The organism is Mesorhizobium waimense, from assembly GCF_003601975.1.
Lineage (GTDB): Bacteria > Pseudomonadota > Alphaproteobacteria > Rhizobiales > Rhizobiaceae > Mesorhizobium > Mesorhizobium waimense.
Genome location: NZ_QZWZ01000046.1, coordinates 13155 through 36540, shown reverse-complemented (window position 1 = coordinate 36540; position 23386 = coordinate 13155). Strand labels below are relative to the sequence as shown.

Annotated in this window: 24 protein-coding genes and 2 pseudogenes; 16 read left to right on the top strand and 10 right to left on the bottom strand. The window is 61.0% G+C overall.

Annotated elements, in window-relative coordinates:
* Window positions 1–175: 175 nt before the first annotated feature.
* The 5 genes from D3227_RS32940 to D3227_RS32920 all read right to left on the bottom strand — a co-directional run bounded on the left by D3227_RS32940 (window position 176) and on the right by D3227_RS32920 (window position 5592).
* A complete protein-coding gene (locus D3227_RS32940; RefSeq protein ID WP_120018356.1) occupies window positions 176–1258 on the bottom strand; it encodes an LLM class flavin-dependent oxidoreductase in 1083 nt (360 codons plus the stop codon).
* Between the two features lie 303 nt (window positions 1259–1561).
* On the bottom strand, window positions 1562–3163 hold the full coding sequence (locus D3227_RS32935; RefSeq protein ID WP_120018347.1) for an SDR family oxidoreductase: 1602 nt from the start codon (window positions 3161–3163) through the stop codon (window positions 1562–1564).
* A gap of 210 nt (window positions 3164–3373) precedes the next feature.
* Complete coding sequence (locus tag D3227_RS32930; protein WP_120018346.1) at window positions 3374–3913, bottom strand: nuclear transport factor 2 family protein; 540 nt, start codon at window positions 3911–3913, stop codon at window positions 3374–3376.
* Between the two features lie 171 nt (window positions 3914–4084).
* Complete coding sequence (locus D3227_RS32925; protein WP_120018345.1) at window positions 4085–4330, bottom strand: ferredoxin; 246 nt, start codon at window positions 4328–4330, stop codon at window positions 4085–4087.
* Window positions 4331–4374: 44 nt separating this feature from the next.
* On the bottom strand, window positions 4375–5592 hold the full coding sequence (locus tag D3227_RS32920; RefSeq protein ID WP_120018344.1) for a cytochrome P450: 1218 nt from the start codon (window positions 5590–5592) through the stop codon (window positions 4375–4377).
* Window positions 5593–6835: 1243 nt separating this feature from the next.
* Between D3227_RS32920 and D3227_RS32915 the strand changes: the two genes are divergently transcribed.
* The gene (locus D3227_RS32915) at window positions 6836–7369 is read left to right on the top strand and encodes a peroxiredoxin (protein ID WP_120018343.1); all 534 of its coding nucleotides are present in this window, start codon (window positions 6836–6838) and stop codon (window positions 7367–7369) included.
* A gap of 152 nt (window positions 7370–7521) precedes the next feature.
* Window positions 7522–8970 (top strand): RNA polymerase factor sigma-54, encoded by a 1449-nt coding sequence (gene rpoN, locus D3227_RS32910; protein WP_120018342.1) that lies wholly within the window; start codon window positions 7522–7524, stop codon window positions 8968–8970.
* Window positions 8971–9029: 59 nt separating this feature from the next.
* Here rpoN and D3227_RS32905 read toward each other — a convergent pair whose 3' ends face one another.
* From D3227_RS32905 to D3227_RS32890, 4 genes are all read right to left on the bottom strand, one after another.
* Complete coding sequence (locus D3227_RS32905; RefSeq protein WP_120018341.1) at window positions 9030–9620, bottom strand: nitrogen fixation protein NifQ; 591 nt, start codon at window positions 9618–9620, stop codon at window positions 9030–9032.
* A 30-nt stretch (window positions 9621–9650) separates the two neighbouring features.
* Window positions 9651–9965 (bottom strand): ferredoxin III, nif-specific, encoded by a 315-nt coding sequence (gene fdxB, locus D3227_RS32900; protein WP_120018340.1) that lies wholly within the window; start codon window positions 9963–9965, stop codon window positions 9651–9653.
* A 421-nt stretch (window positions 9966–10386) separates the two neighbouring features.
* Window positions 10387–10848, bottom strand: coding sequence for a TroA family protein (locus tag D3227_RS32895; RefSeq protein ID WP_147377737.1), 462 nt, complete (start codon window positions 10846–10848; stop codon window positions 10387–10389).
* Window positions 10849–10852: 4 nt separating this feature from the next.
* Complete coding sequence (locus D3227_RS32890; protein WP_120018338.1) at window positions 10853–11911, bottom strand: hemin-degrading factor; 1059 nt, start codon at window positions 11909–11911, stop codon at window positions 10853–10855.
* 682 nt (window positions 11912–12593) lie between these two features.
* Between D3227_RS32890 and D3227_RS32885 the strand changes: the two genes are divergently transcribed.
* The 5 genes and pseudogenes from D3227_RS32885 to D3227_RS44495 all read left to right on the top strand — a co-directional run.
* Complete coding sequence (locus D3227_RS32885; protein WP_120018337.1) at window positions 12594–12914, top strand: iron-sulfur cluster assembly accessory protein; 321 nt, start codon at window positions 12594–12596, stop codon at window positions 12912–12914.
* Between the two features lie 27 nt (window positions 12915–12941).
* Entirely contained in the window at window positions 12942–13163 is a 222-nt protein-coding gene (locus D3227_RS32880) for a hypothetical protein (protein ID WP_147377736.1), read from the top strand.
* Entirely contained in the window at window positions 13160–14359 is a 1200-nt protein-coding gene (nifS, locus tag D3227_RS32875) for a cysteine desulfurase NifS (protein ID WP_120018335.1), read from the top strand. Before D3227_RS32880 ends, nifS begins: the two co-directional genes overlap by 4 nt.
* A gap of 36 nt (window positions 14360–14395) precedes the next feature.
* Entirely contained in the window at window positions 14396–14929 is a 534-nt protein-coding gene (locus D3227_RS32870; RefSeq protein ID WP_425374578.1) for a beta/alpha barrel domain-containing protein, read from the top strand.
* A pseudogene (locus tag D3227_RS44495) lies at window positions 14920–15075 on the top strand (homocitrate synthase); the annotation flags it as partial. The gene D3227_RS32870 and the pseudogene D3227_RS44495, both read left to right, overlap by 10 nt.
* Before the next feature lie 27 nt (window positions 15076–15102).
* Here D3227_RS44495 and D3227_RS43175 read toward each other — a convergent pair.
* Window positions 15103–15321 (bottom strand): hypothetical protein, encoded by a 219-nt coding sequence (locus D3227_RS43175; RefSeq protein ID WP_245451989.1) that lies wholly within the window; start codon window positions 15319–15321, stop codon window positions 15103–15105.
* Between D3227_RS43175 and D3227_RS44490 the strand changes: the two genes are divergently transcribed.
* The 9 genes and pseudogenes from D3227_RS44490 to nifB all read left to right on the top strand — a co-directional run bounded on the left by D3227_RS44490 (window position 15241) and on the right by nifB (window position 23372).
* A complete protein-coding gene (locus tag D3227_RS44490) occupies window positions 15241–15639 on the top strand; it encodes a homocitrate synthase/isopropylmalate synthase family protein (protein WP_425374579.1) in 399 nt (132 codons plus the stop codon). The two genes, D3227_RS43175 and D3227_RS44490, sit on opposite strands and share 81 nt — an antisense overlap.
* The gene (gene nifW, locus D3227_RS32865; protein WP_120018334.1) at window positions 15623–16003 is read left to right on the top strand and encodes a nitrogenase stabilizing/protective protein NifW; all 381 of its coding nucleotides are present in this window, start codon (window positions 15623–15625) and stop codon (window positions 16001–16003) included. The genes D3227_RS44490 and nifW overlap by 17 nt, the downstream gene beginning before the upstream one ends.
* Before the next feature lie 183 nt (window positions 16004–16186).
* Window positions 16187–17038 carry an electron transfer flavoprotein subunit beta/FixA family protein gene (locus D3227_RS32860; protein WP_120018333.1) on the top strand — a complete coding sequence of 284 codons (852 nt, stop codon included), beginning with the start codon at window positions 16187–16189 and terminating at the stop codon, window positions 17036–17038.
* A 16-nt stretch (window positions 17039–17054) separates the two neighbouring features.
* Window positions 17055–18164, top strand: a complete 1110-nt coding sequence (locus D3227_RS32855) for an electron transfer flavoprotein subunit alpha/FixB family protein (protein ID WP_120018332.1) — start codon at window positions 17055–17057, stop codon at window positions 18162–18164.
* Window positions 18165–18175: 11 nt separating this feature from the next.
* On the top strand, window positions 18176–19483 hold the full coding sequence (locus D3227_RS32850) for an FAD-dependent oxidoreductase (protein ID WP_120018355.1): 1308 nt from the start codon (window positions 18176–18178) through the stop codon (window positions 19481–19483).
* A gap of 7 nt (window positions 19484–19490) precedes the next feature.
* Complete coding sequence (locus tag D3227_RS32845; protein ID WP_095082074.1) at window positions 19491–19790, top strand: ferredoxin family protein; 300 nt, start codon at window positions 19491–19493, stop codon at window positions 19788–19790.
* A 170-nt stretch (window positions 19791–19960) separates the two neighbouring features.
* Window positions 19961–21652, top strand: a pseudogene (nifA, locus tag D3227_RS32840) (nif-specific transcriptional activator NifA); the annotation flags it as partial.
* Window positions 21641–21916 (top strand): hypothetical protein, encoded by a 276-nt coding sequence (locus D3227_RS43170; RefSeq protein ID WP_245451988.1) that lies wholly within the window; start codon window positions 21641–21643, stop codon window positions 21914–21916. The pseudogene nifA and the gene D3227_RS43170, both read left to right, overlap by 12 nt.
* Window positions 21891–23372, top strand: a complete 1482-nt coding sequence (gene nifB, locus D3227_RS32835) for a nitrogenase cofactor biosynthesis protein NifB (protein ID WP_120018331.1) — start codon at window positions 21891–21893, stop codon at window positions 23370–23372. The genes D3227_RS43170 and nifB overlap by 26 nt, the downstream gene beginning before the upstream one ends.
* Window positions 23373–23386: the final 14 nt, after the last annotated feature.

Genomic DNA, 23386 nt, shown 5'->3' with positions numbered 1-23386 from the left:
CACAGGCGGATGGGTGTCCGCCAATTTGGGTTGCCGTGCATGATGGCTGTGAGGCGTTGCGATGGACCTTCGACGGTGCTGAAGATGCTCGTAATGTGCAAATGCATGCGGCCAGCGGTGTCCGTCGTTGGGCAGTGCTGCCCGATGCCGGCCAGGGCAAGCCAATGGCAGCAATTCAATTCAAGTCGTTGCGAACTTGCAAGCTGCCAGCCTGCGAGGGGCCGAGCGACTTGTTGACCGCCGGGATGATCTTGTCTCCCCAGAGCTCGATCTGGCGTAGCATCGTCTTTTGATCGAAATCCCCCAACTGGGTCTGAATTGCGATCTGGTCCGGTTTCAAGACCTCCATCTCCTCCAACAGCCGATCAATCACGCGATTGACGCTGCCGATCGGCAGGTTCTCGCGCATGGTCTTGAACGACAGATCCTGCTGCGTCGGCGTTTCCTCCAGCAGATAGCCGTCCTGGCTCTGCTGGCGGCGCTGATGCAGTGCTTCAGACAACCGGCGCTGGAAGCGGGCATTGTCGAGGTAACTGTCGATCTCCGCCTCGTCGTCGCTGGCGTAGCAGCACCGCAGCAACGATATCTTGGCGTCCGTGACATTCTTGCCCTCGGAAGCCGCCACCTTCTCGATCGAATCGCGCAGAGTGCTCAAAGTCTCCATGCCGTCGTGGAATGCTGTGACAAAAAAATTGTGTCCCCCACGATAGGCCCGGGCCATCCTCTCGGACCCGCCAGCGATCCAGATCGGCGGAGTCGGCTTCTGGACGGTGCGCACCGAAATCGCCGTCGGCGGTATCTTCTCATACCGGCCGTCGTGCTCGAAGATTTTTTGGTTGAGGCCCTTCAGAAGGATGTCCAGATATTCCGAAAAGACCGCCGGCGCCTCATCGATATTCACGCCGAAACGCTCGAACTCGAACTGCTGGTATCCCAGGCCGAACCCGAGTTCGAGACGACCGCTCGCAACGATATCGGCGAAGCCGATCTCGGAAAGCAGGCGCTGGGGTTGATAGAGGGGCAGCACGCAGACGGCGGTGCCGAGGCGAATGGTGTCCGTCAAGCCGGCGCAGTGCGCCACCATCATCAAGGGCGAGGGGATCAGGCTGTAATTGTTGAAGTGGTGTTCGGCGAACCAGGTGGTGTCGAAGCCAGCCTGTTCCGAAAGGACGACCTGTTCGATTGAGTTGCGGATGACGCTGTCGGATGATTGATGATAGCCGCGCTGGGCGGCCAGGATGAAGGTCGCGAATTCCAAGGTGTTTCCTTTGTCTGCAGAGGGGCGGTTTGGCCGATAACGGTCGCTCGAAATGTGCACACAAGGCGTTGGCCGCGGTTGATCCAAGCCCTTGTCGGCGGCGTAGTCTTGCGGCAACCCGCTTGCCAGTGGGCGGCGGCAGGCGCGCCTGGAGCGGTTTGGGACTGCATCGACCGGTTCGGCGGCGATGACATCTTCGATCGCAGACAGCGTCGCGGGCGCGACGCGCTGAATGGGCCTGAAGGCTTGGACGCCCTCGGGCTTCGATGAGCCGCAGCGCGTTGCCTGGCGAATGGTCGACAATCAATGCGCGACCTCCGCAAAACATTCGTCATAGAGTTCGCTGGCGTTTCCCGCATCACCGAACGAGGTCCAGCCGCCGTCCACATAGAGGACCGAGCCGTTGATGTATGAGGCGTCGGACGAAGCAAGGAAAAACGCCGCGTGTGCGATGTCTTCCGGCCGCCCCATCCTGCCCATCGGTATGCGTCGTCCGATCGCTTTGGAGTCGATGCGGCCAGCCTTGGCCAACTGGGCAACGCCAGGCGTGCGGATGTAGCCAGGAGCGACGGTTACTGTCCGAATGCCGACCGGCCCGAGTTCGGCCGCCATGCATCGGGTCAGCATGTCCATCCCGGCCTTCGAGGCGCCGTAAGCATGGCGCGGCGCGACAGGGAGAAAGCTGTTGATCGATCCGAGGTTGAGGATCACGCCGCCAGGGCCCATCGCCTTGATCGCCTCGCGCGCGCAGGTGAAGGCGCCGGTAAGGTTTACACCAAGGACGTGTTCAATATCTGCCGGGATTTGTTCGATACCCGCCGCAAAAGTGTCGGCGACGGCAGCACCGTTTACAAGGACATCGACGCGCCCGAAGCGTGCCCGCAGCTCCTCGAACAGCGCCACCACTTCGCTTTCGACGGCCACATCCACGGATTTCGCCAGGTTCTTGCTGTCGAGCGATGCAGCGAGCACCGTCGCCGCATCGCGATCTCTATCGGCAATCACGACGGTGTCACCGTTCGAGGCAAAGCGGCGAACGACGGCCGCGCCTATGCCGTTGGCGCCCCCGGTGACGAGCACGATTCGCGCGTCGGTGCGTTCGGCCGGACAGGAGAGTTCGGCTGGAGGCGTCCCATCCACCGGTGCATGCGCATCCCCTGGCTGGTTGAATGACATCCAACCGCCGTCGACCGGCAGCACCGATCCCGTGATGTAGCGCGCCTCACTGCTGATCAGAAAACGCACGGCGAGGGCGATCTCGACCGGGCGCGCCAAGCGTCCCATCGGCACGCGGCGACGCACCGCCGCGAGGTCGATCTTGCCCGCGCGTTCCAGTTCCGCGACCATCGGCGTGCGCACGTAGCCCGGCGCGACAGCCGTCACGCGGATGCCGCGAGAAGCCCATTCGCATGCAAGCGACTTCGTCAACGAGATCAGGCCCGCTTTCGAGGCTGCGTAGGCGTTGCGCTTGGGGTTGCCGACCACGCCCGCCATGGAAGCAAAGTTGACGATGACACCGCCCGGCCTCATGCGCCTTGCCGCTTCGCGAGCCATGACGAACGGCCCTATCAAGTTTACTGCCAGGTCGCGCCGGAAGGCATCGACACCGGTGTCGACAGTCGCAGCCATGGCGGGTCCAACCGCGGCGTTGTTGATGAGAACGCCGATCTGCCCGAACTGTGCTTCGATCCGGCCGTAAAGGGCGAGGACATCCCCCTCTCGCGAGACATCGCATTCGAGGCCGAGATGCGGGCAGCCGAGGCTACGGGCAAGTTCAACCACGCCGCTGCCCGGAAGGTCCACCGCAACAACAGTGTCTCCCTCGCGCGCAAGAAGATCGACCAAGGCACGGCCGATGCCGCCGGCGGCGCCTGTAATGATGACGATGCGTCCTGCCTGCTTCATGCGAACTTCTCCGCGACAGCCCTCAGTGATCTCAGCCCATCAACGTAGGTGGTACAACCGGCCGGGTCACGTCCCGATGACGGCCAGTTGCGGCCCAGATAGACGTCGTGCTTTCCGGCAGCGGTATTTTCACGGGGCGGGCTTTCGCCGGGATGGCTATGGCATTGCAAGGTTGTCCCCACTGCCGATGCGGATCTCCGGTTCGAAATCTCAGACGGCAACATGGACGCCACGCTTTCCGAGCGCATAGACCGGATCGTGCGGATACGGTGCTCCAATCGGCCGCCGCGGGCCGAACCGTTCTGCCTCGGCAACCGCTGGTGGGGTCTGCTCCTCGCACCAATCGTAGACGACCGTCCGTTCGGCAATCCGCCACTGACCTTCCCTCTTCTGAAACAGATCGCAGTAACGGCCGCACAGCAGCGTCTGGCGTATTTCTCCGTCGTTGTCCGGTCCCCGTTGCAGGGCAGTGAAATAGCTCTCGACCGTGGCCTCTGCCCGACTGATGAATTTGATCAGGATGTTCGTGATCTGATGGATGTTGCGCGGTCCGGTCTCGAACACCGCGAGCGCAAACCGAATGAAGCCGTCGGCCGAGCCGCAATAGGCCCCGTGATTGTCTTGCGCATCGGGCCAGTACGAACTGCGCAGCGCCGCCTCATCGGCGCGGTCTATCCCGCGGCAGTACCGGTAGAGGCAGTCGCGGATTGCCTCACGGTCGGTGAGTTCGATTATTTTTTCCTGGTCCATCGGCTCTGTCGCAAATCCTGAGATTGGAAGAGGCGTTTCGCCACCCTGCTGGCGTTTGGGCAGTGGAGCACCTCGATGTCGCAGATATGCCCCTTGCGCGGTTGCACGCGGACAGCGGTGGGACAGGCCGCGCCAGCCTTTTCCAGTGTGCGGTCCCATCGCTCCACGCATCTAAACTTGCCGGGCTGTCGGTTGGACGGCGTCCAGTTCGACCTGCGCAGCCGGAGCGTGGTCGACTTCCAGCGCACGTTCTGGGCAGGACCTCGCGGCTCGTGACGCAAGCAGTTGCTCCGCCTCCGCAACCTCGATGTCACCGGGCAGGATGGAGCCTTCATCGTCAAGCTTAAAGATGCCGGGCGCTTGCGCCCAGCAGCGCGCGTGACCCTGGCATTTGGCAGTATGGACGATGATGCGCATGGTGCTGTCTCCATTGTCTGCGCCGCGTCTCGGGGCGGCTTTGCTCAGGACCAGTCCAGGATCAGATTTTCGATTCCGAACAAATGGCCGCCATGGGCGATGGGCGCCGTACTTTCCTTGATCCGAAAGGCCGGGATGCGCGACAGCCACTCCTCCAGACCAATGACAATCTCCCGCCGGGCAAGGTGTGAGCCGAGGCAGCGGTGGGGACCGTAGCCGAACGCGGCGTGACGATTTTCCTGTCTCGCCAGATCGATCGTGTTGGGGCGTTCGAATTCCGTCGGGTCACGATTGGCGATCATCGTGGCACAGGAAACATAATCCCCCTTGCGGATGGGCGCGCCCTCGAAGTCGATATCTTTCTTCGCCACGCGGATGATCTGCACCGTTGGATAGGCGCGCAGCAATTCTTCGGCCGCGGGCGCGATCCGGTCCGGTTCGCTGCGCAGCCATTCCTGCTCTTTGAGGTTGCGCGCCAGATAGGCGAGGTCAAAGCCTAAGGCTGCTGCAACTGTGTCAGCCCCCGCGACGAACAGAAGCACGCCCACGCCACGGACTTGCTCATGGGTCAGCGGTCGGCCCTCGACCTTGGCCTGAACGACAAAGGTCATGAAATCGTCGGCCGGTTCCTTACGGCGAACGGCTGCAAGTTCGTCGATGAACGCCACAATTGTGCGGGCTGCCACCTGTCTTTTCTCATCGTCGCCGTGCAGCAGATCTTTGCCCCAGGCCACGAATGTATCGAGTCGGTGATCGGGTAGCCCAAGAAAGCTAAGAAAGATGCTGACCGTGAAAGGAACGGCAAAATCCTTCATGACGTCGCAGCTTCTGCCGGATGCGACGATCCTCTTGATCAGCGCGATCGCTCGTTCGCGAACAGCCGGTTCCAGCACCAGCACCCGCTTGGGCGAAAGCAGCGGACTAAGTAGTGAGCGGAACACGCCATGGGCCGGCGGATCGAGTTCAAGTGGGATCATCGGCCAGTTTTCGCCCAGCGCGGAGGCGAAGATGCTGCGATGGCTGGAAAAGGTTTCGGCATCCTGCAGCACGCGGCGCTGATCTTTGGCGCGAGTGATGACCCAGGTGCCCTGGCCATCGCGCGTATTGTAGGGAGAATAAAAGATCGGCGGGCCTTCATGAACGCAAGCGACCGCTGCGTGCGGATCCCCATTGGGCGTCGGCAGCATGCCAGGCGACGTGAACAGACTGAAGTCCCTCACCATTTCGGGCGGGACATGATCTGGAACTGGGTTGGGGGCCATTTTGACTTCTCCTGAAACGTCAGCCGTTCATCCGCTCGGTCGGGATCGCACGGCTGGTCATAAGGTCGATTAGCAGCATGTTGCACGTCCCGGCTCAGTGCCTCGAGATTTCCGTTTCGCGATGCAGCGCCTGCGCGCGAGCGCGGATGAGATTGGTCGCGAATTCATGCTGGAAGGGTGTCCACGTCGTCCTTGGTCCATAAAGCACCTCAGCCGCCTACTCGCGTTTAGCTGACAGACTGGTCAAACCCCGCTGAGCTGCGAAGCCCTGCTGATGTCCACTCTGACAAGATCATCGGAGCAAGTTGCGTGCCGATTAGCGTACCGTTTGCGTTGCACCGCTTGCACCGCGCGAGGGCTTGGCGACCCTTGGTCGCCTTGCTACATTCTTGTCCGACTTCAGACACAAGAACATGTGCGGTCAGACACGCACGGCAGTGCAAATGAAGATATCTCGATCACCGCGACGCGAGCCCCCGCGTCCCGGCCCTTGGGCACTCGCTGAAGAGCTGGAGGGCGGCAAAGACCACTTCGATGCGGGTAGGGAATAGCAACAGCGCGCGATCTTAGATGCTGGCCGGTGTCTTTGCAGACGCCGCGCATGCAGGAACACAATAGAGAAATAGACTCGCGCGGTCGCTGCAGTCCCCGCCGGTGTACGGTAAGGCATCGGTCCGGCTGTCCGGAAACGGTTGGTCTTTCCCGAACCTGCGCAGAAGTGCTGATTATCCAACGATACTGCAGTCTTGCCCGATCCGGGTGACCAGTCGATCGTCCGCGCCTTCGATCTCGGCTACGCACGGCGCTCCTGCGCAAGCCCAAAAAGGTCTTTGCAAAACTCGTCAGATTCACTGCCTTCGAGGGGTTGGCATGGCGCTTGCTCTTCGTCGTTAGAGCCCATCAAGGCACCAAGAAGGCAACAACGAACCATGGCTGAGACGCGAAGCTCCATACAAGCGCCCAAGGAGATAGTACCGATTCCCGGCCCACATCGGGACGCCGTCCCCTCCAGACATCGATGGTCGGTGGCTGCTTTGCACATGAGTGCTTCGAGGCCGAGAGGCCAAGGCATGGCGCTCGCCCAATTCCGGTTTGCCGGCCCTGCTCGGCGTGTGAGCGCCGGCGAGACGAATAGCCAACACGTAGCCGATAGACCGAATGGTCGGCGAGCCAGCCCCAGCCCGGTGTCGCGTCAACCAACCGAGAAACAATGCCCCACCCTTCATTTAGAGGAGAAACATGGATGACCGTTAAAAAGCAGGTTCCCTTCGTCACCTTTCGCACGCGGGTTCGCGACGAGTCGATCGAGGGGCCAAATCCATACCGCTGGGAAGACAAGACATCCGACGACTATTTCAGCGGCAAGCGCGTCATCCTGTTCTCGCTTCCTGGCGCCTTCACCCCGACCTGCTCGACCTACCAACTGCCCAATTTCGAAGACCTCTATGACGAGTTTCAGAAGGAGGGGATTAACGCCGTCTACTGCGTCTCCGTCAACGACGCCTTCGTCATGAATGCGTGGGCGAAGTCCTTGGGACTGGAGAAGGTCGAGCTTATCCCGGACGGCAAAGGCGAGTTCACGCGCAAGATGGGTATGCTGGTCGCCAAGGACAATCTGGGCTTCGGCATGCGCTCCTGGCGCTACGCGGCCCTGATCGAGAATGGCGTGGTGGAGAAGTGGTTCGAGGAGGAAGGCTTCTCGGACAACTGCGAGACCGACCCCTATGGCGTCTCGTCCCCGCAGAACGTTCTTGAAACGCTGAAGGCCGCCGCATGAACCTTGTGCATGTCGCCCAAAGTGCGCAGCGGGGACATGCAAAGACACAAGACTCTAAAGCGCCTCGCCTGAGGCCCTCCAGCCGCGATGCGCTTTAGAGGGGTCGACGTTTCAATGCCCCAAGGGTTCCCTCGAGAGGATTCGAGCTAACCATGCAACCCACAGCAAGCCTGCTTCAGCGCCAGCAGCAATCCATGGTGGCATCGCCTCAACTCATTGAGTCGATACGCTTGCTGCAACTGGCGCATGCCGAACTGCATCAGTACGTGGAGCGGGAACTCGAGAAGAACCCGCTGTTGGAAACAGCGGCGGACGACGAGGGGCCTGTCGGCGACGCTTCCTCGAATTCGGAGACGGATCCGCAGGTCGGCGCAGGCGGCAACAACGTCGACGGTCCGACCAGGGCCGGTTCCCCGGATCGGGTCGGGCAACGGAAATCACAGCGCAACACGACGAACGATGCGGCGGGTAGTCGCCCTGCCCCCGAGGAATTTGTCGCCCTCACCGAAACATTGCATGACCATGTCGCTCGTCAGATCGCCCTCACCGCGTTTACACCGCAGGAGCGGCTGATTGCTGGCCTGCTTGCAGCTGATCTGGAAGACACTGGCTACCTCCGGGTAGACCTCTCGGATCTGGCCGGCAGCCTAAACATCCGGGAGGCTGATGTGGAACGGGTTCTCGGAACCTTGCAACAGTTTGATCCACCCGGGATTTTTGCGAGAACTCTCAGCGAATGCCTGGAAATACAGCTGCGCCAGCGAGATCGGTTCGACCCCGCGATGGCAGCTTTGGTTGCCAATCTTGACAAGCTTGCGCGACGTGATTTTCAGACCTTGAAGCAGCGTTGCGGCGTCGATGAGGACGACCTGCTCGAGATGTTGCATGAAATCCGTGCGCTCGACCCCAAGCCTGGAAACCGATTCCAATCCGGAGAGCCCCAATCCATCATACCCGACGTCTGGGTCATGCCCTCGCCCGGAGGTGGATGGCATATAGAACTTGATCCAGATACGCTGCCCAAAGTGTTGATTAATCAGACCTATTTCGCCGAAGTCTCCCGCCTGACCGCCAAAGGTTCGAAAGATCAAGCATTTCTCAACGAGTGCCTCGAAAGCGCGAACTGGCTAATCAGAAGCCTCGATCAGCGCGCCAAGACGATCCTGAAGGTTGCGGCTGAAATCGTCCGCCAGCAGGATGGCTTCTTGGAACATGGCGTCGATCACCTGCGGCCTCTCACTCTGAAGACTGTCGCTGACGCGATCAAACTGCATGAGTCGACGGTAAGCCGAGTGACGTCGAACAAATACATGCTTACGCCGCGCGGCGTGTTCGAACTGAAGTATTTTTTTACTGTCCCGATCGCCTCCTCGCAAGGCGGCGACGCGCACTCCGCCGAGGCGGTTCGTCACCGGATCAAGGCGATCATCGCGCTGGAATCGCCCAAAGACGTGCTTTCTGACGAGGACATCGTTCTCCGGCTCAAGGAAACCGGTGTCGACGTCGCGCGACGCACCGTCACAAAATATCGCGAAGCGATGAACATCCCCTCCTCCGTGCAGCGGCGGCGGGAAAAGCGCTTATCGCTTAACGGGCGATAAGCCTTGCCGCCTCGTACCCATGACGGGAGCGCTCCCTAAACGGAAATCGATCCCGGGCCTTATCCGCGGCTTTCGCCTTCCTCAGCGCCGAAACAATCTTCGAAATCATTGCATTGTCCGCAACTGGGCGCGGTGCACAGCGAAAAGCCTTCGGCCTCGCAGAGCTTGCGGTAAAAGTACTTTTTCCATTTCATGTTTTGGGTGTTTCCGGCCGCCAGCCGCGGAAAATGCGTGGCAAGCAAGCGGCTGAGCTCGGCACGATTGAAAAGGCCAAGGTCTTGCCAGAGATGGTCGTTGCGCATGGCACGCCGTGCGATGATCTTGGCGAAACGGGCGCCCGCCGGGTCTCCTGGCCGGGCATGCGCGAGCAAGAGATCGCGCAGAAGTTCTTCCTCCAGGCTCGGCTCGGGGTCGCTCGCCTCTTCCAAGGCGAAAGCGTTGATAGCAATTGCGGGGAAATCGCTGGCCAGGACATCCTGCAACTCGGCGCGCGAAAGGCCGGTTGCCTCGGTCGCCGTCGTGCCGCCGGCCTCAACCTCCTTGAGCGCACGCGCGAAGACGCAGGCAAGCACATGCTGGTCGAACCCCGTGCCTATCTCAGCCCACGGCCATTGGCCAGTGCCGAGGCAACCGTGGTGATGGGCAAACATGGTGCCGTTCTCCCAGTCTGTTGCGTCAAATTATGGGGCGACCTGGTCGGCCGCGACATGCGTCTGGCAGTTCTTCGGGCAGACGCGGGCGCAGGCGCCGCATCCGATGCAGCGGCCGGCATGGTCGACCACCATGATCATGCTATTGAGCTCGCCATCGAAGTCATCGTCCTCGCCGTCGCAGGCACCGAGGATTTCACCGGCGTCATCGACGCCGTAAAGGTGCATGACCTCGCGCGAGCAGACTTTGAAACAGCGGCCGCACCCGATGCAGGTCGTGCCGTCGATAGCGGTCAGATATTGCGGCATCCATCCGGAACCGTCGCGGGTGACGAAAGCGTTCATGGTGAATTCTCCGGCCCAGCGAGTTCTCTTGCAGCTACCAAGCGCCCTTCGTGCCAGCGCGGCCGAGTAATAGGATGAGCGCTGCGTTCCCGCCATATCAACAGCGATGAAGGCCAGGGACGTTTTATGTCGGAATCCCGAACTGGTCTCAATCGGGCTCTGATCCGGTTCAGATATTGCATCTTCTGCGGGCCATCAATCACGCGATCCAGCCGGCCGGTGCGCAGGTTGTCATGCCCAGACTGGATGACAGGTCCTGCTGCTTCGGGGTTTTGCGCAGCAGATTGCCGTGCTGGCTCTGTCGCGGCGCTGATGCAGCGCTTCAGGCTGCTAGCGCTGGACGCAGGCATCGTCGAGATAGCTGCTGATTTCCGCCTCGTCGTCGCCGGACGGCAGCTGCATGATGCCGCCGCAGGCGGTGTCATGCAGCTGCTGGAGGCGGGCAGTTTCCCGGCCTTTCCTTGCCGACCACGTATATCATTCGAGGATGCCTTTGTTGCGACCGTCCTCTGGCAGCTCGATCAAAGGGTGTGCGCCACTTTGCATCGATCGCGTCCTCTCGCCGGCTGCCGTGCACGGCCAGAACGCCGGACCGACTGACGGACGGAGCACCCTCCGCCAACAGCCGCAGCACGTTGCTGACAATGGGCTGCTTCAGTGAAGCGTTCGGGTCGTAGCTGGTCGAATCGCGAGCCACCAGGGGGCCCTCCTCGCCAAGCGCATAGATGATCTCGGTGACAGAGCCGCCGATCGAGGTGATCCGCAGCGGATCGGAAAAGACAGCTGCGCCCTGACTGCGCTCAGCAGGCAACGCGGCGGCCAGCAGGAGGCCGAGCATCAGCGCGAGCAGGGAGCGTATAGGGAAAGCAACGCACATGGTCATTATCTCACGCGGCTGATGGGGTTGGGATACGTGGCAGGTTCTCGGCCAGGAACCGCCAGTCACCGCGTTCGCGGTCGCCTTCATAGCGCTGCCCGAAGAACTGGATGATCATTCTGCCGTCGGCGCCATAGGCTTCGAGTGACGTGATGTGACCGTCCCTGGTCGGCTTGCGCACGGCCCAGACTTCGCGGATGTGATGGGTTCTCAGATGCAGGTGGAAGGTCGCGTCGAGCACATTGATGCACGGGCCGATCGGCTTCACCGACTTGACCGGACCGGAATGGATCTGAATGCAACCACGATTTCCGACGAAGCACATGATCGGCATCTCGTCTTCGGCCGCGCACTGGAACATGGCGCCAATGGCAGCATTGTCCAGCAGCCAGGCGTATTCCTGGCCGACCATCCGCATCGCCTGGCAGCGGCTGAGCTTCAGCGTCTTCAGCATATCGAAGAACTGATGCACGTCGGTCAGCCGACTCCAGTGGTCGCGTAGATCCTCGACCGTGGCGGCTTGGTCCGGAATCTCAGCATCGTCAGCTTCGCTCGCCTTAGCCGACACGATCGGCTCCTGGTTCGAGGATTCGAGCTGCGCCACCAGCTTCTGATAGGCATAGAGGTTGGAGGCCGGCCTGACATGCACCTTGTGCACCGCCTTGCCGTCGGCATCGAAGAATTGCAGGCTGCGGTGGATGTCGCCGCCATCGCGCTTTTCGACGGCAAAACCATGCTCCCACACCTTCGGGAAGATGCGCAGGTTGATCTCATCGCCAAGCACCATGGCATGGTGGTTGCCGGTTACCACCTTGTCGTAAATGCCGATCTTCTCGTGCACGGCGCTTTCATTGCGGGTCAGCGCCATCACCTCGCCAACCGCTTCGAGGCCGATCAACAGATCGTTGACGCGCGGCTCGATGCGAACCGCGTCGAAACCACAATCGGCGCCAACCAGTTCCGCTTCCGAAATCCCCAATTGGGCGGCGAGATCGCGCTCGCGGATTTTCGGACAGTCTTTGCGTGCACGCCGGATTTGCTCGGGCGAGGGCTTCTCGCGCTGCTCCATGTCCTATCCCCTGCTTCCACATACGTTTTGATCATCGATGCTATGCCGGCTGATCTGCAGCCGACGGGGCGCGCCTTGATGCTCGATCCGGTCTCGTGCTCGCCGAGAACAGAGTGTTGCTGGAGAGCCGTCCGGCACCCCTCGAAACGCGCGCGCGTACCAACTGAACTGCGGACGATGGCCGACAGGCACATGCCGGTCCCATCTCACTTCAGTCGACGGCCACTAGCCGGTGGTGAGCGATTGTGGATGCCGACGCCAATTGGCCGATCAGGGGTTCGGTGAAGGCGGAGCTGGTTCGGACCTGACATGTTGCATTCCTTCCTGCCATCGATCACGAGGCTACCCACGAGATGAATATCCGTCGGCCAGTCTTGGGCCTCGCCGAAAGGGCAGGTTCAAAAGTCGTGCCAATTGCGCAGAAGCACGCGCAGGACGGATCTTCGGCATGCTCGTCAATGACTTACGTGCAAGCGCAGCCGGATCTGAAGCCGAACATCGCTGTGTGCCTTACTCGACACACCTGACAGGGACCTGTCGGTTACCCGACGTCGTCCCAACGATGGCGCGCGAGATTCACGGCAGAGTCAGGGATATCGCACGGTTTGAAGCGGTTTTTTCCTTTGGCACGGTCCATGCATGATGATCCGCAGTACGTCACGGACTGAGGAGAAATCGAACCATGATTACGCTCACCGACAACGCCGTTGCCGCCGTCAAGGCCGCACTTTCCCGCATCAGCGAGCCGGTTGAAGGCTTTCGCATCATGGTCCAGGCCGGCGGTTGCGCCGGCTTCCAATACCTGCTGGGCCTGGAGAGCGTCGAGCGCGAAGGCGATGCCATTATCACGGTGGATGGGGTCAAGGTGTTCGTGGACGTAGGCTCCCAACCCCACGTCGCCGGTATGACCGTCGACTTCGTTACGGAGCTCGAATCCTCCGGTTTTGTCTTCGATAATCCCAACGCGCGGGACAAGTGTGGCTGCGGCAAGTCCTTCGGCTGATCGCCCCAGAGAAGGAAAAGAGCCATGTTGGACTATAGCGACAAGGTCAAGGGATGCTTCTTTGCCTTGAGGAATGCCGGCATTCTGGAAACAGCCAATCCACTCTGTAAGGTCAAAGCCATTTACAAACTGACGGGCGCCGGCAGCGGCGGCCGGTTCGCCGTCAGCATCAACCACGTGCGCCAGAAGCTCAATGCGACGTGGCTCGCGCTTCGCGTCATTCCGATCGACTGTGGATCGTGCGCATGAGGACTGTCTATCTCGACAACAACGCAACGACGCGGGTCGACCCTGATGTCGTTCGAACGATGCTGCCGTTCTTTTCGGATCAATTTGGCAACCCTTCGTCGATGCACAGTCTTGGCGCCTCGGTCGGTGCATCGGTTGGAAAGGCGCGTCGGCAGGTACAAGCGCTGATCGGCGCGGAGTTCGACGATGAGGTCATCTTCACCTCTGGCGGGACGGAAAGCGACAATGCCGCGATTCTTTCGGCGCTCGAGGTGATGCCCAATCGAGCAGAGATCGTGACTTCTGCCGTCGAGCATCCGGCCGTGCTGACGCTGTGTGCACACCTTGAGAGGACGCGCGGCGTCAAGGTGCACACAATCCCCGTGGATCGCCGTGGCCGGCTCGACCTGGACGCCTACAGGGTCGCCCTCACGCCAAAAGTCGCAATCGTCTCGATCATGTGGGCGAACAATGAGACTGGGACGATCTTTCCAGTGGCCGAGCTTGCCGACTTGGCCAAGGAAGTCGGCGCCCTTTTCCATACCGATGCCGTGCAGACGGTGGGCAGGCTCCCGATAGAGCTGAAGTCGACGGCAATCGACATGCTGTCGCTCTCCGGCCATAAGCTGTATGGGCCGAAAGGGATCGGCGCGCTTTATGTAAGGCGCGGCGTGGCCTTCTGCTCATTGATAAAGGGGGGGCACCAAGAGCGCGACCGGCGCGCGGGCACCGAGAACACGCCGGGCATCGTCGGGCTCGGGATGGCGGCCGAACTTGCCTTGAAATTCATGGAGGACGAGGCCACGCGGGTAAGGTCGCTCCGCGACCGCCTCGAGGACGGGATCCTCCAGCATATCCCAAACAGCTTCGTCGCTGGCGATCCGCTGGAGCGGTTGCCGAACACCGCTAACATTGCCTTCCAAGATATCGAAGGCGATGCAATCCCACTTCTTCTCGGACGCGTCGGCATCGCCTGTTCCTCAGGCTCTGCCTGCACCTCTGGATCGCTGGAGCCGAGCCATGTCTTGCGGGCGATGAAAATGCCATACGCAACAGTCCGCTTCTCCTTCGGGCGCCAGAATGGCGAAGCGGACGTCGATCGGGTGCTCGAGGTCGTGCCCGCAATCGTGGAGAGGCTGCGTGGGCCCGGCAGGCGAAGCGCTGAAGACCGTCAACCCGGTCCATGCCTGGGCAGCACGAGAACCGGCAGCTCATGAACCGTCGGATCTTTCTCAACGATACTACATTGCGCGATGGCGAGCAGGCACCCGGCGTCGCCTTCACGACAGGCGGAAAAGCTGGAGCTTACCGATTCTCTCGCCGCAGCCGGCGTCCCAGAAATCGAGATCGGCACGCCCGTCATGGGCGCCGACGAGATCAAAGCAATTCGCGCCGCGGTTGCGCGGAGTCTCTCGGTTCGGCTAACGGCATGGTGCCGGATAACGTCGCAGGATCTCGATGCAGCGATCGAGAGCGGCGTCTCCGCCATCAATCTGTCGCTGCCTGCATCGGACATCCAACTCGCCACAAAGCTAGGTCTCGATCATGCAGGAGCGCTTCAGGTCATCGAGTATATGGTCGGACGCGCAGCCGCCGGCGGTTTCTTCGTCGCCGTGGGCTGTGAGGATGCCTCGCGGGCCGATCGGGATCATCTCGCTCGCGTTGTCGAAACAGCCGCGCGCGCCGGCGCCAACCGCGTCAGGCTGGCCGACACAGTCGGCGTTCTCGATCCGTTTTCGACCTTCGAACTGTCGCCCAGGTCGCGGCGCAGTCTCCTATCGATATAGAATTTCATGGGTACAACGATCTCGGCCTCGCTGCCGCCAACGAGCTGGCCGCGATCCGCGCCGGCGCGCGCCATGCCTCCGTCACCGTTCTCGGGCTCGGCGAGCGCGTCGGCAATGTCGCGCGGGAAGAGGTGGCTACCGCGATGGCGGTCCTCGGCGACCCAGACACGGGCCTAGAGCTGACCGCATTGCCCGCCTTGGCGGCCCTGGCGGCCCAGGTGGCGCAGGTCGCCCGGCGGACGACAGCAGCCATCAAGCCGGTTGTCGGCGCCGATGTTTTCACTCACGAATCCGGCATTCACGTCGCCGGGATGCTGAAGGACCCGCGTACCTATCAGGGATTGGATCCGGCTCTCGTGGGCCGCTGGCGGCGTATCGTCATCGGTAAGCATTCCGGCGCCACCGCGATTGCTCATGTGCTGGGCGAAAGCGGCCGCGATCTCGACCCGGATCTGCGATGGTTGCCCGTGTCCGCCGCAAGGCAGCCGAGATCAAATCGACCGTCACCGCAGCTCAACTGGTCGAGCTCTACGATAGACTGTGCAGCGAGGCGGCTGGCCGAAGCCTTGCATTCCACTGAGGCGGACGATGTCGTTTTTCCTCGCCATCCGTTCCGCCAGGATAGCAGCCGCGGCTTGCGGCGCAAAAAGCCGCTCCGCCATCGCACCACAATTTCCGACCTTGGAGAATGCAATGAGTTGTTCCGCTGACGGCCGTCCCTTCGATCTCACGGATATCCTCGCGCGGCTAAAAGGCCTGTCGGCTGCGGAGGAGTTCTTCGCCATCCTTGGCGTTTCCTATGACCCCAAGGTGCTCAATGTCTCGCGGCTCCATATCATGAGGCGGATGGGCCAATACCTTGCGAGCGAAGATTTCTCCGAACTGCCCGACTCGGTGATCGCTGCGCGGGTCCGCGGCACGCTGGAGCGCGCCTACCAGGACTTCGCGATTTCCTCGCCACTCACGCACAGGGTGTTCAAGGTGCTCAAAGACCACGATCCGGACAAACCTGCCACGCCGGGCCGCACCTTCGTCCCGTTCGAGTCCATGCTGAAACGGTTCGGGAAGGAATGAGCGCGACACGGATGCGACGCAACAATGTCGCCAAGTCGACAAAAGGGGGTCATCACGACGAAGCCTTCAGAAGCAACCAACCGAATTTCCGGCAAGAGCGGCGCGCAAATGATTGGCATGGATGATGCGCGAAGGAGACGACCGCAAAGCCCGCATCCGGACAGGAGCCTAGAGAAACCGCCAATGCACATCGTAATCTGCATCAAGCAGGTGCCGGACTCGGCACAGATACGCGTCCATCCGGTGACGAATACGATCATGCGTCAGGGTGTGCCGACCATCATCAACCCATACGACCTGTTCGCCCTCGAAGAAGCGCTCAGGCTGCGCGACGCTTATGGCGGCGAGGTCACAGTGCTCAGTATGGGTCCGCCAATGGCAGAGAACGCGCTGCGCAAGGCGCTCAGTTATGGGGCCGACCGCGCGGTGCTCTTGACCGACCGCTATTTTGCCGGCTCCGACACGTTGGCGACCTCCTTCGCTCTTTCCCAAGCAATCGCGAAGGTTGGCGAGACGTTCGGCACGCCAGACATCGTCTTCACCGGCAAGCAGACGATCGATGGTGACACCGCCCAGGTCGGACCCGGCATCGCCAAGCGCCTCGGTCTCCTGCAACTCACCTATGTCGCGAAGATCGCCTCCATTGATCTCGCTGCGCGCGAGATCAATGTCGAGCGCCGCTGCGAAGGCGGCATGCAGTTGCTTAAGAGCAGACTTCCTTGCCTTGTCACCATGCTGGAAGGCACCAACGAGATCCGCCGGGGTTCGCTTCAGGAAGCCCTGTGCGCAGCGCGCAGCCAAGTGGTGAAGTGGAGTGCGGCCGACGCCGGCATTGAGGACCTCACCAGATGCGGCCTACGCGGCTCGCCGACGGTCGTCAAGCGTGTTTTCGCCCCTACCCCACGGGCGGAAAAGGCGGAGCGTATCGAAACCGCGGAGAAGACGCCGCGCGATCTTGCTGACGAACTCGTCGCCGCACTCTTCACCCGGCAGCCGGAATTGGCACACGAACTCGCCTTCAACAACGACGCGTGAGGGCAAGGAGCAGACGATGTCGACCCCGAACCGAGAAACCCCTCGCCCTGCCGCCGGCCGTGCCGGCATAAAGAAGGAACTGCCTGACCGTTTCAAGGACTACCGGCATGTCTGGGTTTTCATTGAGCTCGAACGCGGCCAGGTCCATCCCGTATCCGTCGAACTGCTCGGCGAAGGCCGCAAGCTGGCAGACAAGCTTGGCGTCCAGCTTGCGGGCGTCGTGCTCGGACCGCCTGAAGAAGCCACCCGCAACGCCGTTGCCGAGGCCTTCGCTTATGGAGCCGACATGGTCTACCTCGTCGAGGCACCGTTGCTGGCCGACTATCGGAACGAGCCTTTCGCCAAGGCGATGACGGATCTGGTCGATACCCACAAACCGGAGATCCTTCTTCTGGGCGCGACCACGCTCGGCAGGGATCTTGCCGGCTCCGTGGCGACGACTTTACATACGGGGCTCACGGCCGACTGCACCGAACTGGACGTGGATACAGACGGATCGCTCGCCGCGACCCGTCCGACTTTCGGCGGTTCCTTGCTATGCACGATCTATACGCTCAATTGCCGGCCGCAGATGGCGACAGTGCGTCCTAGGGTCATGCCCATGCCGCAGCGCGCCGACAGGCCGGTAGGTCGTGTCATCGAGCACAAGCTGTGGTTAGCCGAGGATGAGATCGTCACCAAGGTCCTCGGGTTCCTGCCGGATAGCCAGTCGGCAAAGGCAAATCTCGCTTATGCCGATGTCGTGGTTGCGGGAGGCCTCGGTCTCGGCGGCGCGGAGAATCTGCAGCTTGTGAAGAACCTCGCGCGAGCGATCGGCGCCGAACATGGCTGTTCGCGCCCGCTGGTCCAGAAGGGCTGGATGCCGGCTGATCGGCAGATCGGCCAAACCGGCAAGACCATCCGGCCGAAGCTTTACATCGCGGCCGGGATTTCCGGCGCGATCCAGCATCGCGTTGGCGTCGAGGGCGCCGATCTCATTGTCGCCATCAACACCGATCCGAACGCGCCGATTTTCGATTTTGCCCACCTCGGAATCGTCACTGATGCGATCCGCTTCCTGCCCGCACTGACGGAAGCCTTCACCCGGCGGCTGTCGCCGCATAGTCGCGACAAGCTAGCGAGTTAAGGAAGATGGACATGATCGAGGAAGAATTCGACGCCATTGTCATCGGGGCCGGCATGTCCGGTAACGCGGCTGCTTACACCATGGCAAGCCAGGGCCTGAAGGTGCTGCAGTTGGAGCGCGGTGAATATCCGGGTTCTAAGAATGTCCAGGGTGCCATCATGTACGCGAACATGCTGGAGAAGATCATCCCGGACTTCCGGGACGATGCGCCTCTCGAGCGGCATCTGGTCGAACAGCGGCTTTGGGTGATGGACGACACCTCCCACACCGGGATTCACCACCGGTCGGACCACTTCAATGAGGCGAAGCCCAACCGCTATACGATCATCCGCGCACAGTTCGATAAATGGTTTTCGCGCAAGGTGCGCGAGGCTGGCGCGACGGTTCTTTGTGAGACGACCGTGACGGAGCTCGTCCGAGATGGCAGGGACAGGGTGATTGGCGTCCGCACAGATCGGACCGGCGGAATAATCGGCGCGGACGTGGTCGTTCTCGCAGAAGGTGTGTGCGGGCTGCTTGGCACCCGGGCCGGCCTGCGATCGATGCCCAAACCAGAAACCGTGGCGCTCGCCGTCAAGGAGATGCATTTCCTGCCCGAAGAGGTCATCGAGCAGCGGTTCGGCCTCAACGGCGATGAAGGCTGTGTGATCGAGGCGGTGGGCACGATCTCCCGCGGCATGGCCGGGCTCGGCTTCCTCTATACCAACAAGGAGTCAATCTCATTGGGCGTCGGCTGCCTCGTTTCCGATTTCGCCGCAGCGATGGAGAGCCCTTACGCTCTCCTTGACGCCTTCAAAAACCATCCTTCGATCCGGCCGCTGATCGCCGGCTCCGAGGTCAAAGAATATGCCGCGCATCTCATTCCCGAAGGTGGCTACAAGGCGATTCCGCAGCTCTTTGGCGACGGCTGGGTGCTGGTCGGCGATGCCGCCCAGTTGAACAACGCCGTCCATCGCGAGGGTTCGAACCTCGCCATGACCTCCGGCCGTATCGCAGCTGAGGCAATAGTTCAGCTCAAGAGGCGCAGTCATCCAATGACTAAACGGAACCTATCTCTTTACAAGATCATGCTTGACAATTCCTTCGTGGTCAAAGATCTGCGCAAATACAAGGACATGCCAGCCTTGCTTCATACCAATTCGTGCAATTTCTTCACCACATATCCGCAATTGCTGTCCAAGGCCGCGCAGAACTTCCTGCGTGTCGACGGCACCCCCAAGATCGACAAGGAAAAAGCGACCACGGCCGCCTTCGTCAAGGCTCGTTCGCGCTGGGGGCTGGTCAGCGACGCGGTCCGCCTAGCATGCGCGTGGCGCTGAGGGAGAGATGACGATGGCAGTGACCAAGTTACGCGTCGAGGACAAGCTTTACCACAACCGCTACTTGGTCGATCCTGGCCGCCCGCATATCAAAGTGCGACCGCACGAGAAGCCGAGCCCGAACCTTCTCGCCCTGACCCGCGTGTGCCCGGCCAAATGCTATGAGTTGAACGACGCAGGCCAAGTGGAGATCACCCCCGATGGCTGCATGGAGTGCGGCACCTGCCGGATTTTGTGCGAGGCCAGCGGTGAGATCGAGTGGAACTATCCGCGCGGCGGCTTCGGTGTCCTCTTCAAGTTCGGATGATCGGCGGCGCACGCACTGTTCAAATGAATACTGGAGTTCAAACGACCAAGAGGCGCTTGGGAGGAGTATCCTGGATTACCGCTGAGGTGTTTCGATGGCCCATATGCTAGCGGGATCGGTTCGATGAAGGAGGGCCTCCGGACACCGGGCCGGAACCGGCCCTCAAAGCCATGCACAAAGCCGATCTCTCGCTCAGGCGAATTTATGAGATATCGAAGGTTCTGACTGCCCCAGCCCCGCTGGAGATTACGCTCGCCAACGTTGTGAAGGTCCTCCCGTCCTTTCTGCAAATGCGCCACGTAGCAGTGGTTGTCCTGGACACTGCCGGAGAGCCCGAGATTGCCGCAACGGTCGGCAGCATCGACCAAAGCGCATCTGGCACTCGCCGCCTCATATCACAGGTCGTCTTGGATCAAATCGTCGCTAGGGGACGTCGCTCGTGATACCGGACATCAGCAAGTCTCAACATTTTCAGGCTGACCCTCAGACGTCTTCGAGCGACGACACAATCCCAATCGCCTTTATCGGAGTTCCCGTAAGGGCCGAGCACAAAATCCTTGGGACATTGTCGATCGACCGCACCGGAACAGCGCCACCGCCTTGCACAGCCACGAGGACATAGGCTTCCTGACCATGGTCGCCGATCTTCTCGACCGGACCAACCGCCTCCATCGCATGCTCGGTTCAAATCGCCAGCGGCGTGTCGATGAGCAATGGCGAGCGCACAAACCGCTCGAGGCGTAAAGGATCGACCGCGCCCGGCATCCACAAGTGGAAATCGACGGGATCATTGGGGAAAGTGCCCCCCTCAACCAGGTGCTCGAAACCGTCTCGATTGTAGCAAAGACCAATTCCACCGTGCTTTTGCGAGGCGAGAGCGGCACCGGCAAGGAATTCTTTGCGCAAGCCATCCATAAGCTCTCTCGTCGCGGAGAGAAGTCTTCATCAAATTGAACTGCGCCGCACTGCCTGAAAGGGTTCTGGAATCGGAGCTGTCCGGGAATGAAAGGGCGCCTTCCCCGGGGCCATCTCCCAGCGCGCCGGCCGTTTTGAATTGGCAAATGGCGGAACGCTGCTGCTTGATGAAATCGGCGAGATTTCGCCAGCCTTTCAAACCAAGCTGTTGCGGGTCTTGCAGGAAGGCGAACTGGAGCGAGTTGGCGGCACCAAGACGTTACAGGTCGACATCCGCCTCATGCGCGACCAACAAGGACCTCGAGATCGCTGTCGTGAATGGGCAGTTCAGGGCCGACCTCTATTACCGCATCCATGTGGTGCCTATTATCCTGCCCCCACTACGAGAGAGGCCTGATGATATTCCACGCCTCGCGAACGCCTTCCTCGACCGATTCAACAAGGAGAACCATCGCGAGCTCGCCTTCGCGCCGCCGGCGCTTGAACTGATTTCGCACTGGTACTTCCCCGGCAATGTGCGCGAGCTGGAAAACTGCGTGCAAAGGACGGCTGCACTTGCTCGGTCATGGACAATCACTTCGTCGGACGTCGCCTGCACGACTAGTCAATCCCTTTCTTCGCTCCTTTGGAAAGCAGCCGAGAGTTCGCATGGCACCAATGCAATCGAGGGCTGTCACGGAGCAACATCTTGCCGGCTGGATCACGGCTGCTGGCCAGCCGCATCGGCCCTCCACACGACAAGGTATCGTCCCTCACAGCGGCGGAACCAAGCGATCCTGCTTGCCCAGCGACGGCCCTGCGTCTGACAGAGCGCGACCGGCTGATCGACGCGATGGAGAAGGGGTGGGCTGGGTTCGGTTCAGGCAAAGGCCGCCCGTATCCTCGGCCTCACGCCGCGGCAAATCGGCTACGCTCTGCGCCGGTATGGCATCAAGGTGAAGAAATTCCAGAGATCTGATGACCTGCAATGGCGGGCTGCAACAGCGCTGCTGAACTGTGCCTCAGACACGCTTGCCTTCGCGGCCCCGATCCGCTTGTCCGCCTGTCGGAATGCCGACAAAACGCTGTCCGAACAAAACGACAAAATTCGACACGGAAAGCCAATTCGTGAATTAAAACCGCTCTTTGAGCTGGCATGGCTCTTGCGCTTCCAGCTGCGACGTCCACCAGCAACGGAGCCGTTCGATGCCCGCACCGATCGTTTCGCTTGAGGCCCTGACCAGCACGACGACTTTCGACCAATTGCTGGCGACGGAGAAATCCGCTGGCTGCACATCGCCATCCTGCGGCTCGTCGGAGAAGCCAGACGACTTGGATCCGGTTGTCTGGGAGAGGATCAAGGATCATCCCTGCTTTTCAGAAGAAGCCCACCATTATTTTGCGCGCATGCACGTTGCGGTCGCGCCGGCTTGCAATGTCCAGTGCAACTACTGCAACCGCAAATATGACTGCGCCAACGAAAGCCGGCCCGGAGTCGTCTCGGAAAAGCTCACTCCCGACCAGGCGCTACGCAAGGTGATCGCGGTTGCCAACGAAGTGCCGCAGCTTTCGGTACTCGGCATCGCCGGACCGGGCGACGCCTGTTACGACTGGAAGAAGACAAAGGCAACGTTCGAGCGAGTCGCCAGAGAGATCCCCGACGTCAAGCTGTGCATATCGACCAATGGACTCGCGCTACCGGATCGCGTCGCCGAGCTTGCCGACATGAATGTCGATCACGTGACGATCACCATCAACATGGTCGATCCGGAAGTCGGCGCAAAGATCTATCCTTGGATCTTTCACGGCCACCGCCGATACACCGGCATCGAAGCCGCCCGGATCCTGCACGAGCGGCAGATGCTGGGTCTGGAAATGCTGAGCGCGCGCGGCATCCTGACCAAGATCAACTCGGTGGTGATCCCCGCCGTCAACGACGAGCATCTGATCGAGGTAAATAAATGGGTCAAGGAGCGCGGGGCGTTCCTGCACAATGTCATGCCCCTGATTTCCGACCCCGCGCACGGTACGCATTACGGCCTGACCGGGCAACGCGGCCCCAATGCAACCGAGCTCAAGGCCCTCCAGGATCGTCTTGAAGGCGGCGCCAAGTTGATGCGCCATTGCCGGCAATGCCGGGCCGATGCCGTCGGCCTGATCGGCGAGGATGATGGCCAGGAATTCACACTCGACCGAATTCCCACCGAGGTCACCTACGACGCCAGCAAGCGCGAGGCCTATCGCGAGGTGGTCGCGCACGAGCGCCGCGATCACATGGCGGCCAGAAGCAAGGCGATCGGAATGCTCAAGGCAGCGGGTTCCGGCAGGTCCCTTCTTGTGGCAGTTGCGACCAAGGGCGGCGGCCGTGTCAACGATCATTTCGGCCATGCGAAGGAATTCCAGATTTATGAAGCCTCGCCGCGCGGGATCACCTTCGTCGGGCATCGCAAGGTCGAGCAGTATTGCCTCGGCGGCTGGGGCGAAAAAGCCACCCTCGCAGCAATCATCGCTGCTCTGGGGGGCATAGACATCGTGCTGTGCGCCAAGATCGGAGATTGCCCAAAGGATCAACTCGCGGATGCTGGAATCCGAGCGACCGACGCTTACGGGCATGATTACATCGAGACGGCAGTCAGCGCGCTTTACGCCGCCGAGCTTGGCGTCCAACCGCTGGCGGCGACGGCCTGAGCCGTCTCATTCCC

What these genes read in the sequence shown, in the direction of transcription:
- D3227_RS32930 (WP_120018346.1), bottom strand. Translation starts at nt 3,913, where the DNA reads ATGGACCAGGAAAAAATAATCGAACTCACCGACCGTGAGGCAATCCGC.
- D3227_RS32860 (WP_120018333.1), top strand. Translation starts at nt 16,187, where the DNA reads ATGCACATCGTAATCTGCATCAAGCAGGTGCCGGACTCGGCACAGATA.
- D3227_RS32845 (WP_095082074.1), top strand. Translation starts at nt 19,491, where the DNA reads ATGACGATGGCAGTGACCAAGTTACGCGTCGAGGACAAGCTTTACCAC.
- D3227_RS32925 (WP_120018345.1), bottom strand. Translation starts at nt 4,330, where the DNA reads ATGCGCATCATCGTCCATACTGCCAAATGCCAGGGTCACGCGCGCTGC.
- D3227_RS32870 (WP_425374578.1), top strand. Translation starts at nt 14,396, where the DNA reads ATGGCGAGCAGGCACCCGGCGTCGCCTTCACGACAGGCGGAAAAGCTG.
- D3227_RS32920 (WP_120018344.1), bottom strand. Translation starts at nt 5,592, where the DNA reads ATGGCCCCCAACCCAGTTCCAGATCATGTCCCGCCCGAAATGGTGAGG.
- nifW (WP_120018334.1), top strand. Translation starts at nt 15,623, where the DNA reads ATGAGTTGTTCCGCTGACGGCCGTCCCTTCGATCTCACGGATATCCTC.
- D3227_RS32890 (WP_120018338.1), bottom strand. Translation starts at nt 11,911, where the DNA reads ATGGAGCAGCGCGAGAAGCCCTCGCCCGAGCAAATCCGGCGTGCACGC.
- D3227_RS32915 (WP_120018343.1), top strand. Translation starts at nt 6,836, where the DNA reads ATGACCGTTAAAAAGCAGGTTCCCTTCGTCACCTTTCGCACGCGGGTT.
- nifS (WP_120018335.1), top strand. Translation starts at nt 13,160, where the DNA reads ATGAGGACTGTCTATCTCGACAACAACGCAACGACGCGGGTCGACCCT.
- D3227_RS32895 (WP_147377737.1), bottom strand. Translation starts at nt 10,848, where the DNA reads ATGACCATGTGCGTTGCTTTCCCTATACGCTCCCTGCTCGCGCTGATG.
- nifB (WP_120018331.1), top strand. Translation starts at nt 21,891, where the DNA reads ATGCCCGCACCGATCGTTTCGCTTGAGGCCCTGACCAGCACGACGACT.
- rpoN (WP_120018342.1), top strand. Translation starts at nt 7,522, where the DNA reads ATGCAACCCACAGCAAGCCTGCTTCAGCGCCAGCAGCAATCCATGGTG.
- D3227_RS43175 (WP_245451989.1), bottom strand. Translation starts at nt 15,321, where the DNA reads ATGCTTACCGATGACGATACGCCGCCAGCGGCCCACGAGAGCCGGATC.
- fdxB (WP_120018340.1), bottom strand. Translation starts at nt 9,965, where the DNA reads ATGAACGCTTTCGTCACCCGCGACGGTTCCGGATGGATGCCGCAATAT.
- D3227_RS32850 (WP_120018355.1), top strand. Translation starts at nt 18,176, where the DNA reads ATGATCGAGGAAGAATTCGACGCCATTGTCATCGGGGCCGGCATGTCC.
- D3227_RS32855 (WP_120018332.1), top strand. Translation starts at nt 17,055, where the DNA reads ATGTCGACCCCGAACCGAGAAACCCCTCGCCCTGCCGCCGGCCGTGCC.
- D3227_RS32935 (WP_120018347.1), bottom strand. Translation starts at nt 3,163, where the DNA reads ATGAAGCAGGCAGGACGCATCGTCATCATTACAGGCGCCGCCGGCGGC.
- D3227_RS44490 (WP_425374579.1), top strand. Translation starts at nt 15,241, where the DNA reads ATGCTGAAGGACCCGCGTACCTATCAGGGATTGGATCCGGCTCTCGTG.
- D3227_RS32905 (WP_120018341.1), bottom strand. Translation starts at nt 9,620, where the DNA reads ATGTTTGCCCATCACCACGGTTGCCTCGGCACTGGCCAATGGCCGTGG.
- D3227_RS32885 (WP_120018337.1), top strand. Translation starts at nt 12,594, where the DNA reads ATGATTACGCTCACCGACAACGCCGTTGCCGCCGTCAAGGCCGCACTT.